General features: G+C 67.2%; 12 protein-coding genes. 9 read left to right on the forward strand and 3 right to left on the reverse strand.

The window, feature by feature from the left end; translation table 11 throughout:
* Positions 1-101: 101 nt before the first annotated feature.
* The 3 genes from otsB to otsA are packed head-to-tail and all read left to right on the forward strand — an operon-like array spanning position 102 to position 4047.
* Positions 102-845: a trehalose-phosphatase gene (gene otsB / locus DDE10_RS05655; protein ID WP_114951787.1), complete on the forward strand. Its 744-nt coding sequence runs from the start codon at positions 102-104 to the stop codon at positions 843-845.
* Positions 812-2632 (forward strand): glycoside hydrolase family 15 protein, encoded by a 1821-nt coding sequence (locus DDE10_RS05660; protein ID WP_284734466.1) that lies wholly within the window; start codon positions 812-814, stop codon positions 2630-2632. The genes otsB and DDE10_RS05660 overlap by 34 nt, the downstream gene beginning before the upstream one ends.
* Positions 2629-4047 (forward strand): alpha,alpha-trehalose-phosphate synthase (UDP-forming), encoded by a 1419-nt coding sequence (gene otsA, locus DDE10_RS05665; RefSeq protein WP_114951788.1) that lies wholly within the window; start codon positions 2629-2631, stop codon positions 4045-4047. The genes DDE10_RS05660 and otsA overlap by 4 nt, the downstream gene beginning before the upstream one ends.
* Positions 4048-4090: 43 nt before the next feature.
* On the opposite strand, the gene DDE10_RS05670 is transcribed toward otsA, so the two are convergent.
* Both DDE10_RS05670 and DDE10_RS05675 read right to left on the reverse strand, forming a co-directional pair.
* Positions 4091-4582 carry a glycine zipper 2TM domain-containing protein gene (locus tag DDE10_RS05670; protein ID WP_114951789.1) on the reverse strand — a complete coding sequence of 164 codons (492 nt, stop codon included), beginning with the start codon at positions 4580-4582 and terminating at the stop codon, positions 4091-4093.
* Between the two features lie 188 nt (positions 4583-4770).
* Positions 4771-5961 carry an acetyl-CoA C-acyltransferase gene (locus tag DDE10_RS05675; RefSeq protein ID WP_114951790.1) on the reverse strand — a complete coding sequence of 397 codons (1191 nt, stop codon included), beginning with the start codon at positions 5959-5961 and terminating at the stop codon, positions 4771-4773.
* A gap of 127 nt (positions 5962-6088) precedes the next feature.
* Here DDE10_RS05675 and DDE10_RS05680 point away from each other — a divergent pair, with 127 nt between their 5' ends.
* The gene (locus DDE10_RS05680) at positions 6089-7243 is read left to right on the forward strand and encodes an isovaleryl-CoA dehydrogenase (RefSeq protein ID WP_114951791.1); all 1155 of its coding nucleotides are present in this window, start codon (positions 6089-6091) and stop codon (positions 7241-7243) included.
* Between the two features lie 65 nt (positions 7244-7308).
* Here the strand turns inward: DDE10_RS05680 and DDE10_RS05685 are convergent, their stop codons facing one another.
* Entirely contained in the window at positions 7309-9387 is a 2079-nt protein-coding gene (locus DDE10_RS05685; protein ID WP_114951792.1) for a M13 family metallopeptidase, read from the reverse strand.
* A 202-nt stretch (positions 9388-9589) separates the two neighbouring features.
* Here DDE10_RS05685 and DDE10_RS05690 point away from each other — a divergent pair, with 202 nt between their 5' ends.
* From DDE10_RS05690 to DDE10_RS05710, 5 genes are read left to right on the forward strand one after another with little or no spacing between them, the layout of a single operon-like run.
* Positions 9590-9850: a hypothetical protein gene (locus DDE10_RS05690; RefSeq protein ID WP_114951793.1), complete on the forward strand. Its 261-nt coding sequence runs from the start codon at positions 9590-9592 to the stop codon at positions 9848-9850.
* Positions 9847-11442 carry a carboxyl transferase domain-containing protein gene (locus DDE10_RS05695; RefSeq protein WP_114951794.1) on the forward strand — a complete coding sequence of 532 codons (1596 nt, stop codon included), beginning with the start codon at positions 9847-9849 and terminating at the stop codon, positions 11440-11442. Before DDE10_RS05690 ends, DDE10_RS05695 begins: the two co-directional genes overlap by 4 nt.
* A gap of 2 nt (positions 11443-11444) precedes the next feature.
* Positions 11445-11912, forward strand: a complete 468-nt coding sequence (locus DDE10_RS05700) for a RidA family protein (RefSeq protein ID WP_284734467.1) — start codon at positions 11445-11447, stop codon at positions 11910-11912.
* Entirely contained in the window at positions 11909-12409 is a 501-nt protein-coding gene (locus DDE10_RS05705) for a nuclear transport factor 2 family protein (RefSeq protein WP_162806355.1), read from the forward strand. Before DDE10_RS05700 ends, DDE10_RS05705 begins: the two co-directional genes overlap by 4 nt.
* Positions 12406-14298 (forward strand): acetyl/propionyl/methylcrotonyl-CoA carboxylase subunit alpha, encoded by a 1893-nt coding sequence (locus tag DDE10_RS05710; RefSeq protein WP_114951795.1) that lies wholly within the window; start codon positions 12406-12408, stop codon positions 14296-14298. Before DDE10_RS05705 ends, DDE10_RS05710 begins: the two co-directional genes overlap by 4 nt.
* The last annotated feature ends 88 nt before the right edge of the window (positions 14299-14386 follow it).

The raw sequence follows: 14386 nt of genomic DNA on the forward strand, positions 1-14386 counted from the left end.
CGATGCCCCCGCATTCACCTACTTAATCCTGTTCGACTCGATAAGCCATGCTGAAAAACGCTTCCGCTTGAGATTTCATCGGCGACTTGCCAACGGGGGCCATGACCAGGCTGAAATTCCCCCCGACGAATCTCCTCGACGGTGCCGCGCTTTTCCTGGATTTCGATGGAACTCTCGTCGAGCTCGCCGAAACGCCCGACGCGATCCTGATCCCGGAAGGGCTCACCCCGCTGCTCAACCGGCTCCACCGCAACCTCGGTGGACGGCTCGCCATCGTCAGCGGCCGCTCGATCGAGGATCTCGAGCGGCACCTCCCCTTGTCGGGCGTGGGCTATTCGGGTTCGCACGGATTGGAGTTGCGCCTGCCCGACGGCACCGGTTTGCCGCTGAGCGTTCCGATCGGCCTCGATGACGTGCGCGGCAGCGTCGCCCGATTCGCCCTCCGGGATCCGGGGCTTCTCGTCGAGGACAAGCCGGCCGGGATCGCGCTGCACTTTCGCCGGGCGCCGGACCAGGGCGAGGCCGTCGCGGACTTCATGAGCCATCTGGCGCAAGAGCGGGGCTGGGCGGTGCAGCGCGGCAATATGGTGGTCGAGCTGCGGCCGACCGGCGCTACCAAGGGCGATGCCCTTCGCGCCTTCATGACGGAACCGGGTTTCGCCGACGCGCGTCCTGTCTTTGTGGGCGATGATCTGACAGACGAGCATGGCTTCGAGGCGGCACAAGCGCTCGCCGGCGTGGGCGTGCTCGTCGGACCGGAGCGGGAGACGGCTGCGCGCTATCGGTTGCCGTCGGTGGCGGCCGTTGCGCAATGGCTGGCCGAGGCGGCTCGGGAGGCGGCGTGAAGACACTCAATCTGTGGCCGATCGGCAATTGCCAGGTCAGTGCCCTCGTCGATGAGCAAGCCGGCTTCATCTGGGGCTGCCAGCCGCGGGTGGATGGTGATCCTTTATTCTGTGGATTGCTCGATCCGAAGGGCGAGAGCGACATCCCGCGCGGGGAGTGGAGGATCCGCCTCGAGGACCAGGTCTCGGCGGAGACGCGCTATCTCAAGAACACGCCGATCGTCGTCACCCGGCTGACCGACGGCAGCGGCGCGGTGGTCGAGGTGTTCGATTTCTGTCCTCGTTTCGAGCGGGTCGGGCGGATGTACCGGCCCGTTGCCTTCGTCCGGATCGTCCGGCCGATCGTCGGCGTCCCCCGGGTCAGGGTCTGCCTCAATCCCGCCGTCGATTGGGGCGCGCGCGACGCGGAGCGGACCAGCGGCACCAACCATATCCGCTACCTGCTCAAGCCGCAGCCGCTGCGCCTGACCACCGACGCGCCGGTCATCCACCTGCTCGAGGGTCGCAGCTTCCGCCTCGAAAAGTCGCTCCATTTCTTCCTCGGTCCCGACGAGCCATTCGTCGGGGACCTCGTCCAGACGGTGTCGGCGATGCTGCACCAGACCGCCGACCATTGGCGCGAATGGACTCGTGGCCTCGCCATTCCGCTCGAGTGGCAGCGCAACGTCATTCGCGCCGCCATCACCCTCAAGCTGTGCCAGCACGACGAGACCGGCGCGATCGTTGCGGCGCTCACCACGTCGATCCCCGAAGCGGCCGATAGCGGCCGCAACTGGGACTATCGCTACTGTTGGATACGAGACGCTTATTATACGGTGCAGGCGCTGAACCGGCTCGGCGCGCTCGACGTCCTCGAAAGCTATCTCGGCTATCTGCGCAACATCGTCGACCAGTCCAAGGGTGGACATATCCAGCCGCTTTACGCGGTGTCGGGGGAGCCGAAGCTCGACGAAGGCGTGGCCGAAGGTCTGGCCGGCTATCGCGGCATGGGGCCCGTGCGGGTCGGGAATGCGGCCTATACCCAGATCCAGCACGATGCTTATGGCCAGATCATCCTGTCGAACACGCAGGCCTTCTTCGACGAGCGGCTGCTGCGCAAGGCGACCGAGGAGGATTTCGTCAGCCTCGAGAAGGTCGGCGAGCTGGCCTGGACTACCTATGATCGCCCTGATGCCGGCTTATGGGAGTTTCGCACCCGCACCAGCGTCCACACCTACAGCTCGGTGATGAGCTGGGCCGCCTGCGACCGGCTGGCAAACATCGCCGGCGAGCTCCGCCTGGACGAGCGTGCGCGGCTGTGGCGGCAGCGCGCCGAGAAGGTGCGCAAGGCGATCGAGAAGCAGGCCTGGCTCAAGGACGAAGAGCGCTTCTCCGCGACCTTCGGCGGCGACGAGCTCGACGCCAGCCTGCTGCAATTGCTCGACATGCGCTTTCTCGATGCTGCCGACAGCCGATTCATCAATACCTTCAATGCGGTCGAGAAAGGCCTTCGGCGCGGCGAGCACATGCTCCGATATGCCAGCGAGGACGATTTCGGTGCGCCGGAGACGGCGTTCAACTTCTGCACCTTCTGGTTCATCGAGGCGCTCCATCTCGTTGGCCGGCACGAAGAAGCGCGCGACCTCTTCATGACGACGCTGGAGCGGCTGACCCCCGCCGGCCTGCTGTCCGAGGACACGGACTTCCAGACCGGGGAATTATGGGGAAACTATCCGCAGACCTATTCGCTGGTCGGGCTTATCAATTGCGCCGGCCTGCTGTCCAAGCCGTGGAGTTCCGTCCGATGAGCCGCCTGATTGTCATCTCGAACCGAGTCTCGGCCCCGAAGGCGCGAAGCGCCGGCGGCGCTCAGGGTGGCCTTTCCGTCGCCCTCGCGGCGGCGCTGCGCGAATATCGCGGCTTATGGTTCGGATGGTCCGGCAACAAGACCGACGAGTTCACCGGCCATATCGACCTTCAGCGGCACGAGGGCGTCACCACGGCGACGATCGACCTCGAGGAACAGGACGTCGACGAATATTATAATGGGTATGCCAATCGCACCTTGTGGCCGCTCTTCCACTACCGGATCGACCTCGCCGAATATGACCGCAGCTTCGGCAGCGGCTATGAACGGGTGAACGAGCGCTTCGCCGAGACGGTGACGCCGCTGATCGAGCCCGACGACCTGATCTGGGTGCACGATTATCACCTGATCCCCCTCGGCATGCAGCTGCGCGAGCGCGGTCTCAAGAACCGGATCGGCTTCTTCCTCCACATTCCCTGGCCGCCGCAGCGCCTGCTCGTGTCGCTACCCTTCCACCAGCGGCTGGTGCGCTCGATGCTGGCCTACGACCTGATCGGCTTCCAGACCGAGGAATGGCTCGATTCCTTCCACCATTATATCGAGCGCGAGATGGGCGGCACCGTCGACGGCGACACCGTCCGCGTCGGCAACCGCACGATCAAGGTGGCCGCCTTCCCGATCGGTGTCGACGCGAAGGAATTTGGCGAGGCGGTACGCTCGCCCACCGCGAAGCAGGCGCACGAACGGCTGAAGCGAAGCGTCGAGGACAAGCATGTCATCATCGGCGTCGACCGGCTCGATTATTCGAAGGGGCTCGGCGAGCGCTTTCTCGGCTACCGGCGCTTCCTCGAGGAGCATGACGATTGCCGAGGCCGCGTCACCTTGCTTCAGATCGCGCCGCCGTCGCGAGGCGAGGTCCATACCTATGAGAGCATCCGCGAACATCTCGACGAGCTGTCGGGCCGCATCAACGGCGAGTTCGCGGAGGTGGACTGGGTGCCGATCCGCTACGTCAACCAGGGTTACCCGCGCGAGGAGTTGGCTGGCTTCTACCGCGCGTCCGAGATCGCCCTGATCACGCCGCTGCGAGACGGCATGAATCTCGTCGCCAAGGAATATGTCGCCGCCCAGGACCCGGAGGACCCCGGCGTCCTCATCCTTTCCCGCTTCGCCGGTGCGGCGCTGCAGCTCAAGGATGCCCTGCTCGTCAATCCGTACAGCAAGGACGAGATCAGCGACGCCGTGGCCAAGGCGCTGAACATGCCGAAGGGCGAGCGCATCCGACGGTGGCGGGCGATGATGGACAGCGTCGAGAAGGAGGATGTCGTCTGGTGGCGCCGCAACTTCGTCCGCGCGCTCCAGGGTGAGGAAGCGCCGCTGGGGGACGAGGATAAGCCGGCGGAGGCGGTCGGCTAGCGCCGCCGCCCCTCGTCAGCGTCACCGTCGAGAGAACGAAGTGCTAGCGGCAGCGCAGATCCTGGCTGCGCTCGACCTCGCGGCCGAGCAATGCGCCCAGCACGCCGCCGACGATGGTTCCGCCCGCGCGGCTGCGGCCGCCGTCGATCGCGCGCCCGAGCAGCGCGCCGGCGCCGGCGCCGATCACCAGGCCGGTGGTGCCGTCGCTGCGCCGGCAATAATAGCGGCCATCCGAGCCGCGATAGACCTCGTCCTGCGCGTTCAGCGGCCGCTCGTCGTAGCGCGGATCGTCGCGATAGTCGCGCGACGCGTCATAGTCGCGGGCGTATGCGTCATTGTCGTAGCGGCGATAATCCTGATCGCGCCGGACGGCCTCATCATAGCGCCGCTGCTCCCTCTCGAAAATGTCGCGTTCCTGCTCGAAGCGCCGCTGGGCCTGCTGCCAGCGATCCTCCTCGGCGCGACTCTGCGCGAAAGCGGGCGTGACGAAGGTGGAGGCCGTGGCGAGAGCCAATACGAGCAGGCATGTCTTCATGCGAGCATTCCCCGAACGAGATAGGCGGGCGCCGTGGCCACTTCGAACATGATGCGCATGTGCCGCAGACCCCCGCAGGTTTCCCCATCGCCCCCGCAATGCGAAGACGGCGCGCCTTGTCGCCAAAGCAAGCTGAACCCGGGCTGACGAGTCGGCGTCGATCGACCGGCTCTCGGCCCGACGCGATGTCAGTTCATCAGCTCGACCGTGACCGCGGTAGCCTCGCCGCCGCCGATGCAGAGCGAGGCTAGGCCGCGCTTCCGGCCGTGGCTTTCGAGCGCCGAGAGCAGGGTCGCCATGATGCGGGCGCCGCTGGCGCCGATCGGGTGGCCCAGCGCCGTGGCGCCGCCATGGACATTGATGATGTCGCGGCCGATGCCGAGGTCGCGCATCGCGATCATCGCGACGCAGGCGAAGGCCTCGTTGACTTCGTAGAGGTCGACGTCGCTCGCCGCCCAGCCTGCCTTGTCCAGTGCCTTGTGCATCGCCCCGATCGGCGCGGTGGTGAACTTCGCCGGCTCGTGGGCGTGGGCGGCGTGGCTGACGATCCGGGCCACCGGCTCGAGCCCGAACCTCTCGGCGACGCTCAGCCGGGTCAGCACCAAGGCGGCGGCGCCGTCGCTGATCGAGCTCGCATTGGCGGCGGTGATGGTCCCGTCCTTGGCAAAGGCCGGCTTGAGGTTCGGGATCTTCTCGGGATTGGACCTTCCGGGCTGCTCGTCGATGGCGATCGTCTCCTCGCCCTTGCGGCTCGTCACCGTGACCGGAGTGATCTCGCGCTCGAACGCGCCGCTGCGGATCGCGTCGTTCGCTCGGCGCAGCGACTCGATCGCATATTCATCCTGCGCCTCGCGGGTGAACTGATATTCGCGGGCCGCATCCTCGGCGAAGGTGCCCATGGCGCGGCCGGAATCGTAGGCGTCCTCCAGCCCGTCGAGCATCATGTGATCGTAGACGGTGTCGTGGCCGATTCGGGCGCCGGCGCGGTGCTTCTTCATGAGATAGGGGGCGTTGGACATTGACTCCATCCCGCCGGCGACGATGACGTCCGCCGAACCGACCGCCAGCATGTCATGCGCGAAGATCGCGGCCTGCATGCCCGATCCGCAAACCTTGTTGACGGTCGTCGCCTCGACCGAGCGGGGGAGGCCGGCGCCGAGCGCCGCCTGTCGCGCGGGCGCCTGGCCGAGGCCGGCGGGGAGCACGCAGCCCATGAAGATCTTCTCGACCGCCTCGGGCGCGACGCCCGCCCGCTCGACCGCGGCGGCCACTGCGGCGGAGCCGAGGGCGGTCGCGCTGGCGCCCGCCAGGCTGCCCTGGAAGCTGCCCATGGGCGTGCGCGCGTAGGAGAGGATGACGATCGGATCGGCGGCGGACATGCGGAAGCTCCTTGCTGGGCCATCCTTGTCGGAAACGGGCCTCGGTTGCGGGCTGCACATAGGCGCCGGGGCCGCCTTGTTCAAATCCGCGGGGCTCTGCTACGGCGCCCGCGACAGGAGACAGGATATGGCCGAAATGGGCCTCGATTTCGCTCTGGGCGAGATGGCGGACGCCATTCGCGAGACCACGCGCCGCTTCGCCGCCGATCGGATCGCGCCGCTCGCCGCCGAGATAGACGAGAAGGATTGGTTCCCGCGCGACCTCTGGCCGCAAATGGGCGAGCTCGGCCTTCACGGGATCACGGTCGAGGAGGAATATGGCGGCCTCGGCCTCGGCTATCTCGAGCATGTCGTGGCCCAGGAGGAGGTCGCCCGGGCCTCGGCATCGATCGGCCTCTCCTACGGCGCCCATTCGAACCTGTGCATCAACCAGATCCGGCGCTGGGCGAACGAGGCGCAGAAGAGCAGGTATCTGCCGAAGCTGATCTCGGGCGAGCATGTCGGCGCGCTCGCCATGTCCGAGGCGGGGGCCGGATCGGACGTGGTCGGCATGAAGCTGCGCGCGGACAGGGTGCAGGGCGGCTATGTCCTCAACGGCACCAAGTTCTGGATCACCAACGCCGCTTATGCCGATACCCTGGTCGTCTATGCCAAGACCGGCGAGGGCTCGCGCGGGATCACCACCTTCCTCATCGAAAAAGACATGCCCGGCTTCTCGATCGGCCAGAAGATCGACAAGGTCGGCATGCGCGGCAGCCCGACCGCCGAGCTCGTCTTCCAGGATTGCGAGGTGCCCGAAGAGCAGGTGATGGGTCCCGAGAATGGCGGCGTCGCGGTGCTGATGTCCGGCCTCGATTACGAGCGCACCGTGCTCGCCGGGATCCAGCTCGGCATCATGCAGGCCTGCCTCGACACGGTCCTTCCCTATGTCCGCGAACGCAAGCAGTTCGGGAAGCCGATCGGCAGCTTCCAGCTCATGCAGGCCAAGGTCGCCGACATGTATGTCGCGCTCAATTCGGCCCGCGCCTATGTCTATCAGGTCGCCCGCGCCTGCGATGCGGGGCAGACCACCCGCTTCGACGCCGCCGGCGCGATCCTCTATGCCTCGGAGAATGCGGTGCGCGTGGCGAACGAGGCGGTACAGGCCCTCGGCGGCGCCGGCTATACCAAGGACTGGCCGGTCGAGCGGTACATGCGCGACGCCAAGCTTCTCGACATCGGCGCCGGCACCAACGAGATCCGGCGGATGCTCATCGGCCGGGAGCTGATCGGCGCCGCCTGAGGCGCGTGGGGAGCGGGCCGGACCCGCTCCCGCTCCGGCTCGTCCGCGACGTCAGCCGCCTTTGCTCACCACACGCTCACCCGGTCGGCCGGGGCGAGATAGAGCGCCTGTCCCGGCCGCACGTCGAACGCATCGTACCAGGCCTGGAGGTTGCGGACGGTCTCGATCCGGTAGCGGCCGGGCGAGTGGCTGTCGGTGGCGATGAGATTGCGCAGCGCCGCTTCGCGCGCGCTCTCCCGATGGGCGCTGGCAAAGCCGAGGAAGAAACGCTGGTCGGCGGTCAGGCCGCCGATCACCGGCGCCGGCCGGCCGCCGAGCGAAGCGCGATAGGCATCGTAGGCGGCGGCGAGACCGGCGAGGTCGGCGATGTTCTCGCCGAGCGTCAACTCGCCATTGAGGTGGAGCCCGGCGAAGGGCTCATAGCCATCATACTGGCGGACCAGGGCTTGGCTCGCCTCGCGGAAATGTGCCATGTCCTCGCTCGTCCACCAATTGCGCAGCCGCCCCTCGGCATCGAATTCTGCGCCGAGATTGTCGAAGCTGTGGCTGATCTCGTGGCCGATCACCGATCCGATCGCCCCGTAATTGTAGGCAGGATCGGCGGTGCGGTCATAGAAAGGCGCCTCGAGGATGCCGGCCGGGAAGTTCATCGCGTTCTGCAGCGGCAGGAACACCGCGTTTACCGTGTGGGCGCCGAGCCACCATTCGCCGCGGTCGACCGGGCGGCCGAGCTTGCCGAGCTGGTGGCGATACTCGGCCTCGGCGGCGCGCCAGGCATTGCCGAAGGCGTCGTCGTCGCGGATCTCCAAACCCGAATAGCCGCGCCAACGCTCCGGATAGCCGATGCCGACGGTGACCGTCTCGACCTTGCGCCGCGCCTCGCGCAGGGTCTCGGGTGCCATCCAGGTAAGGCCGGTCAGGCGTCGATCGAAGGCCTGTACGATGTTGCGGACCATCTCGTCGACGTCCGCCTTGGCGGAGGCCGGGAAATGCCGTTCGACATAGATCTTGCCGACGGCGTCGACGAGCGCATTGCTGGTCGCCTGGATGGCACGGCGATCGAGCGGCCGCTGCTGCTGCTGGCCGGCGAGAACGCGGCCGTAGAAGGAGAAGCGCAGATCGTCATAGGCCTGCGGCAGCATGGCGGCCATTCGGCTCGCCGTGTGAAAGGCGAACCAGTCCTTCCACGTGTCGAGCGGCTCGCTGGCGACGAGGGCGGAGATGCCGCGGATCGGCTCGGCATGCCACGCGATGATCCGCTCCTCGTCCGCCAGCCGTGCGGAGCCGAGGAAGGCATCCCAGTCGATGCCGGGTGCGCGGGCCGCGAACTCGGCGCGCCCCCAGGTCTGGACGCGGTGCGGATCCTGCGCCGCCACCGCGTCGACATGGGCGCGGGCGATCTTGATCTCCAGATCGATAATCCGGGCAGCGCGGTCCTCGGCATCGGCAACGCCCATCAGGGCCAGCATCTGGCCGACATAGGCCTGATAGCCGTCGCGGACGCGCCGCATCTCCGGCGTCTCCGACAGATAATATTCCCGGTCCGGAAGGCCCAGCCCGCCTTGAAGCAGATAGGCGAAATTGCGGTTCGGCTCCTGCAGGCCCTGGGCGACGAAGACGCCGAAGAGATTCTCGGTGCCGAAGGCCGTGGCGTTCAGCGGATCGACATCGGCCCGCATGGAGGCGCCGAGCGCGGCGGAAAGGTCTCGGCGACTCGCGATGGACCGGATGCGCTCCAGATGCGGCCGGAGCGGGGCGATACCGCGGCGCTCAATCGCCGCACGATCCAGAAAGGCGGCATGATAATCGGCGATCCGGCGCGCGTCGGTGCCGGGGGCGGGATTGCTCCGCGACGCGCCGGCGATGATGTCGACGTTGCGCTGCTCGACGAGCATCGCGGCGGTCAGGAACGAACCGATCCGCGAACGGTCGGCCGGAATCTCGGTCCGCGCCCGCCAGGCACCATTGGCATAGCGGTCGAAGCCGTCACCCGGCGCGGCGTCGCGGTCGATCCCGGCGAGGTCGACGCCGACTCCGGAATGACCGGGGGCGGGCGCCGCCGTCGGCGATTGCGCGGAGAAGGCGGCGGTGGCGAGGCCGGTGGTGACGACGAGGACGAGGCCAAGGCGCGACAGACGGTGCATGGATGGGAAGTCCGCTTCTGAAAAGGAATGGCGGAGACTTAGGAGCTCGCTCATCTCCTCGCCAAGGCTTTCGACGCAGCGCTACTTCCCATCGACGGACGACGCGGCTACGCGATCACGGCCGGAGAGGGCAGGGCATGAACGAGGAGCCGACGGGCTCGGACGCGCCGCCGCCGAGGGCCGCTTGGGAGCGAATTGAGCGATGATCTTGGCCGAAATCCTCGAATGGTATGCGACGATCAGCGGCATCATCGCCGCCTTCCTGCTCGCCGGCGATTTCGGCCGGCGGGTGACCGGCTCCGGGTTCATCCTGTTCTGTACGATGAATCTCGCCTGGATCGGCTTCGCCTTGATGGACGAAACCGGCGGACTGGTGACCCAGAACGTCGTCCTCTTCTTCATCAACGCGTTCGGTATCTACCGCTATCTGATCCGCAAGCGCGCGCCGGGAGCGCCGGCATGACGATCCTGACCTCTTCCCTGGACGACGGCTCCGAGAATTATCGCCGATATGCCGCCCATAATCGCGCACTCGCCGAGGCGCTGCGCGAGACGGTAGCGCGTACGGCGCTGGGTGGCCCCGAAAAGCATCGCGAGCGGCACATCGCCCGCGGCAAGCTGCTTCCGCGCGATCGTGTCGAGCGGCTGCTCGATCCGGGTTCACCCTTCCTCGAGATCGGTCAGCTCGCCGCCGCCGGCATGTACAAGGACGAAGCCCCGGGCGCCGGCATGATCGCCGGCATCGGCCGGGTGTCGGGCCGCGAGACGCTGATCGTCGCCAACGATCCCACCGTGAAGGGCGGCGCCTACTTCCCGATGACGGTCAAGAAGCATCTGCGCGCGCAGGAAATCGCGCTGCAGAACCGGCTGCCCTGCGTCTATCTCGTCGATTCCGGGGGCGCCAACCTGCCGCACCAGGCCGAGGTCTTTCCCGATCGCGAGCATTTCGGCCGGATCTTCTACAATCAGGCGCAGATGAGCAGCCTCGGCATCAGCCAGATCGCGTGCGTCATGGGCAGCTGTACGGCCGGCGGCGCCTACGTGCCCGCCATGTCGGACGAGACCGTGATCGTACGCAACCAGGGGACGATCTTCCTCGGCGGTCCGCCTCTGGTCAAGGCGGCGACCGGCGAGGTGATCTCGGCCGAGGACCTGGGCGGGGCCGACGTGCATGGCCGTCGCTCCGGGGTGGTCGACCATGTCGCCGAGAATGACGACCATGCCCTCGCGATCGTGCGCGACATCGTCGCGCGCCTGAACCGGGTGAAGGCCGCCGATATCGATCTTACCGACCCGGTCGATCCGAAGCTCGATCCGGCGGATCTCTATGGCCTCATCCCCGACGACGTCCGTACCCCCTATGATGTGCGCGAGGTGATCGGCCGCATCGTTGACGGAAGCGACTTCCACGAATTCAAGCATCTCTACGGCTCGACCCTGGTCTGCGGCTTCGCCCGTATCTGGGGCATTCCGGTCGCCATCCTGGCCAATAACGGCATCCTCTTCTCGGAAAGCGCGCTCAAGGGCGCCCATTTCATCGAGCTCGCCTGCCAGCGGCGAACGCCCCTGCTGTTCCTCCAGAACATCTCCGGCTTCATGGTCGGCGGCAAATATGAGGCCGGGGGCATCGCCAAGGACGGCGCCAAGCTGGTGACCGCGGTCGCCACCGCCTCGGTGCCCAAGATCACCGTGCTGATCGGCGGCAGTTTCGGCGCCGGCAATTACGGCATGTGCGGCCGCGCTTATTCCCCTCGCTTCCTCTTCACCTGGCCGAACAGCCGGATCAGCGTGATGGGCGGGGAGCAGGCGGCGAGCGTGCTGGCGACGGTCCACAAGGACGCCGACAGCTGGACGCCGGAAGAGGCCGAGACCTTCAAGGCGCCGATCCGCCAGCGATACGAGGACGAGGGCAATCCCTATTACGCCACCGCGCGCCTGTGGGACGACGGGGTCATCGATCCGGTCCAGACCCGTGACGTGCTCGGCCTCGCTTACTCCGCCTGCCTGAACGCGCCCATCCCCGAGCGGGCGCAATTCGGCCTGTTCAGGATGTGACGGTGGGGGCGTGGCCCACAAATCCTCCCCGGAACGCGGAGGGGGACCGGCCCGCGCAGGGGCGTAGGGAAGGAGAGGCGGCGTTCCTGCCCGTCACCGCTTCCGACGCGCCGACACCCGCCGGCGGCTATTCACAGGCTGTCCGGCTCATCAACCCGTCGGAAATTCTGTTCGTCAGCGGCCAGGTGCCCGTCGACCTCGATGGGAAGACGCCTGCGGATTTCGCCGGCCAATGCCGGCTCGTCTGGCGCAACGTCGTGGCGCAGCTGCGCGCCGGCGGGTTCGGGCTCGACGACATTGCCAAGGTGACCACCTATCTGGCGAATCGCGACGATGCCGAGGAGAATGGCGCGATCCGTCGGGAAATCCTGGGCGAACGTGCGCCGGCGCTCACCGTGATCATCGCGACCATCTTCGATCCGGCCTGGTTGCTCGAGATCGAGGTCGTCGCGGCAAAGGGGGTTTCGTGACGTCCAGAACTTTTCAACGACTCACCTTACCCCTGCTGGGACGCGTCGCGCCGCTCGTGCTGCTCCTTTTTCTCGCCGTGCCTGCCTCGGCGCAGACGCCTGAGGAGGAGGAGCGCGCCGTCGTGGCCGCCGCACAGCGCCTGTTCGACGCGCTGGCGGTCAAGGACGAAGCGACACTTATGGCGGCGGTCCTGCCCGAGGGGCGGGTGTCGAGTCACGTCGAGCACGACGGCCGGGTCACGGTGCGGACCAGCAGCTGGACCGACTGGGCGGCGCGGCTGCCGCAGGTGCCTCAGCGCCTCGAGGAACGCATGTATTCGCCCGAGGTCAGGGTGCGCGGCACCCTCGCCACCGTCTGGGCCGAATATGACTTCTTCGTCGATGGCGCTCGTTCGCATTGCGGCATCGATTTGTTCGACCTTGCCAAGGTCGACGGCGAGTGGCGCGTGCTCAACATCAGCTTCACCCGCGAGACCGAGGGATGCCCCACGCGATGATCGCCTCACTCCTCATCGCCAATCGCGGCGAGATCGCCTGCCGTGTGATCCGCACGGCGCGGCGGCTCGGTATCCGGACCATCGCCGTCCATTCGGATGCCGACGCCAAGGCGCTCCATGTCCGCGAAGCCGACGCAGCGATTCATGTCGGCGCATCCCCGGCACGAGAATCCTATCTGGTCGGCGAGCGGATCATCGCCGCCGCCAGGGCCACCGGCGCGGAGGCGATCCATCCCGGCTACGGATTCCTGTCCGAGAATGCCGATTTCGCCCAGGCCGTGCTCGATGCCGGGCTGATCTGGGTCGGGCCGAAGCCGCACAGCATCCGCGCCATGGGCTTGAAGGACGCCGCCAAGAAGCTGATGATCGAAGCTGGCGTGCCGGTCACGCCAGGCTATCATGGCGAGGACCAGTCGGCGGAGCGGCTGAAGGCGGAGGCCGACTCGATCGGCTATCCGGTGCTGATCAAGGCGGTAGCCGGCGGCGGCGGCAAGGGCATGCGCAAGGTCAACGTGCCGGGTGACTTCGCCGAGATGCTCGAAAGCTGCCGGCGCGAGGCGGCCGCCTCGTTCGGCGACGACCGCGTCCTCATCGAGAAATATATCGAGCGGCCGCGCCACATCGAGGTGCAGGTCTTCGGCGACCACCACGGTAATGTCGTCCATCTGTTCGAACGGGACTGCTCGCTGCAGCGCCGCCACCAGAAGGTGATCGAGGAGGCGCCGGCGCCGGGCATGGACGAAGCGACGCGCGCCGCCGTCTGCGCGGCCGCGGTCAAGGCTGCGCGCGCGGTCGACTATGTCGGGGCGGGCACGATCGAATTCATCGCCGACGGGTCGGCGGGACTGCGCGCCGACCGGATCTGGTTCATGGAGATGAACACGCGGCTCCAGGTCGAGCATCCGGTGACCGAGGAGATTACGGGCCAGGATCTGGTCGAGTGGCAGCTGCGCGTCGCGGCCGGGGAGAGACTGCCGAAGCTCCAGGACGAGCTGGCCATCCAGGGCCATGCGATCGAAGCGCGCCTATATGCCGAGGACCCGGTTCACCAATTCCTGCCCTCGACGGGGCGCCTCGACCATTTCGTGCTGCCGCGCAGCGTGCGGATCGAGACCGGCGTCGAGGAAGGCGATCGGATCAGCCCCTATTACGATCCGATGATCGCCAAGCTGGTCGCGCACGGTCCCAGCCGCCAATGGGCGATAGACGAGCTGGTGAACGCGCTCGAGGCGGTCGAGGTCTGGCCGGTGAAGACCAACGCCGCTTTCCTCGCCTGCGCCGCGGCCGATCCGGATTTCCGCGCGGGCGAGGTCGATACCGGCTTCATCCCCGCCAAGCTCGATGAACTCGTACCCGATCCCGCACCTTCGGAGGGCGTCTGGAACATGGCCGCGGTCGCGACCCTCTCGGCCGATTTCGGCACGGCGGCCGATGAGGATCCGTGGACGGCACTGGGCGGCTTTCGCACGAATGCCGATCCCGTGCGTCGGGTCAGCCTCGATCATGGCGGCAAGGTGCGCACGATCGAGGCGGTGGCCGAGCTGGCGCTGGAAGGGGTGGCGACGGCGCAGGAGGGCTCCGTGCTCGTCTTCGCTGACGGCCAGGCCTTCGCTTTCTCGCTACCCGGGGCGGGCGGCGCCCGCGCCGGCGGCGATTCGCTCGACGGCGACCTGCTTTCGCCGATGCCCGGCCGCGTCATCGCCGTCGACGCGGCACCGGGCATGACAGTGGCCAAGGGCCAGAAGCTGGTCACGCTCGAAGCGATGAAGATGGAGCACAGCCTGACGGCGCCCTTTGCCGGCGTCGTCACCAAGCTCGACGTGGCCGAAGGCGCGCAGGTGACCGAGGGCACGTTGCTGGTGCGGATCGAAAGGAAGGAAGAGGCGTGAGCCCTTGGCTCCGTGGCCGCTCACCCTGAGCTTGTCGAGACGCGCCCCTTCTCCTTAGGAGCAGGAAGATGGGTCGGGCTTGAACAGG

Source organism: Sphingosinicella terrae, from assembly GCF_003347635.1.
In the GTDB taxonomy this organism is placed as follows: domain Bacteria; phylum Pseudomonadota; class Alphaproteobacteria; order Sphingomonadales; family Sphingomonadaceae; genus Allosphingosinicella; species Allosphingosinicella terrae.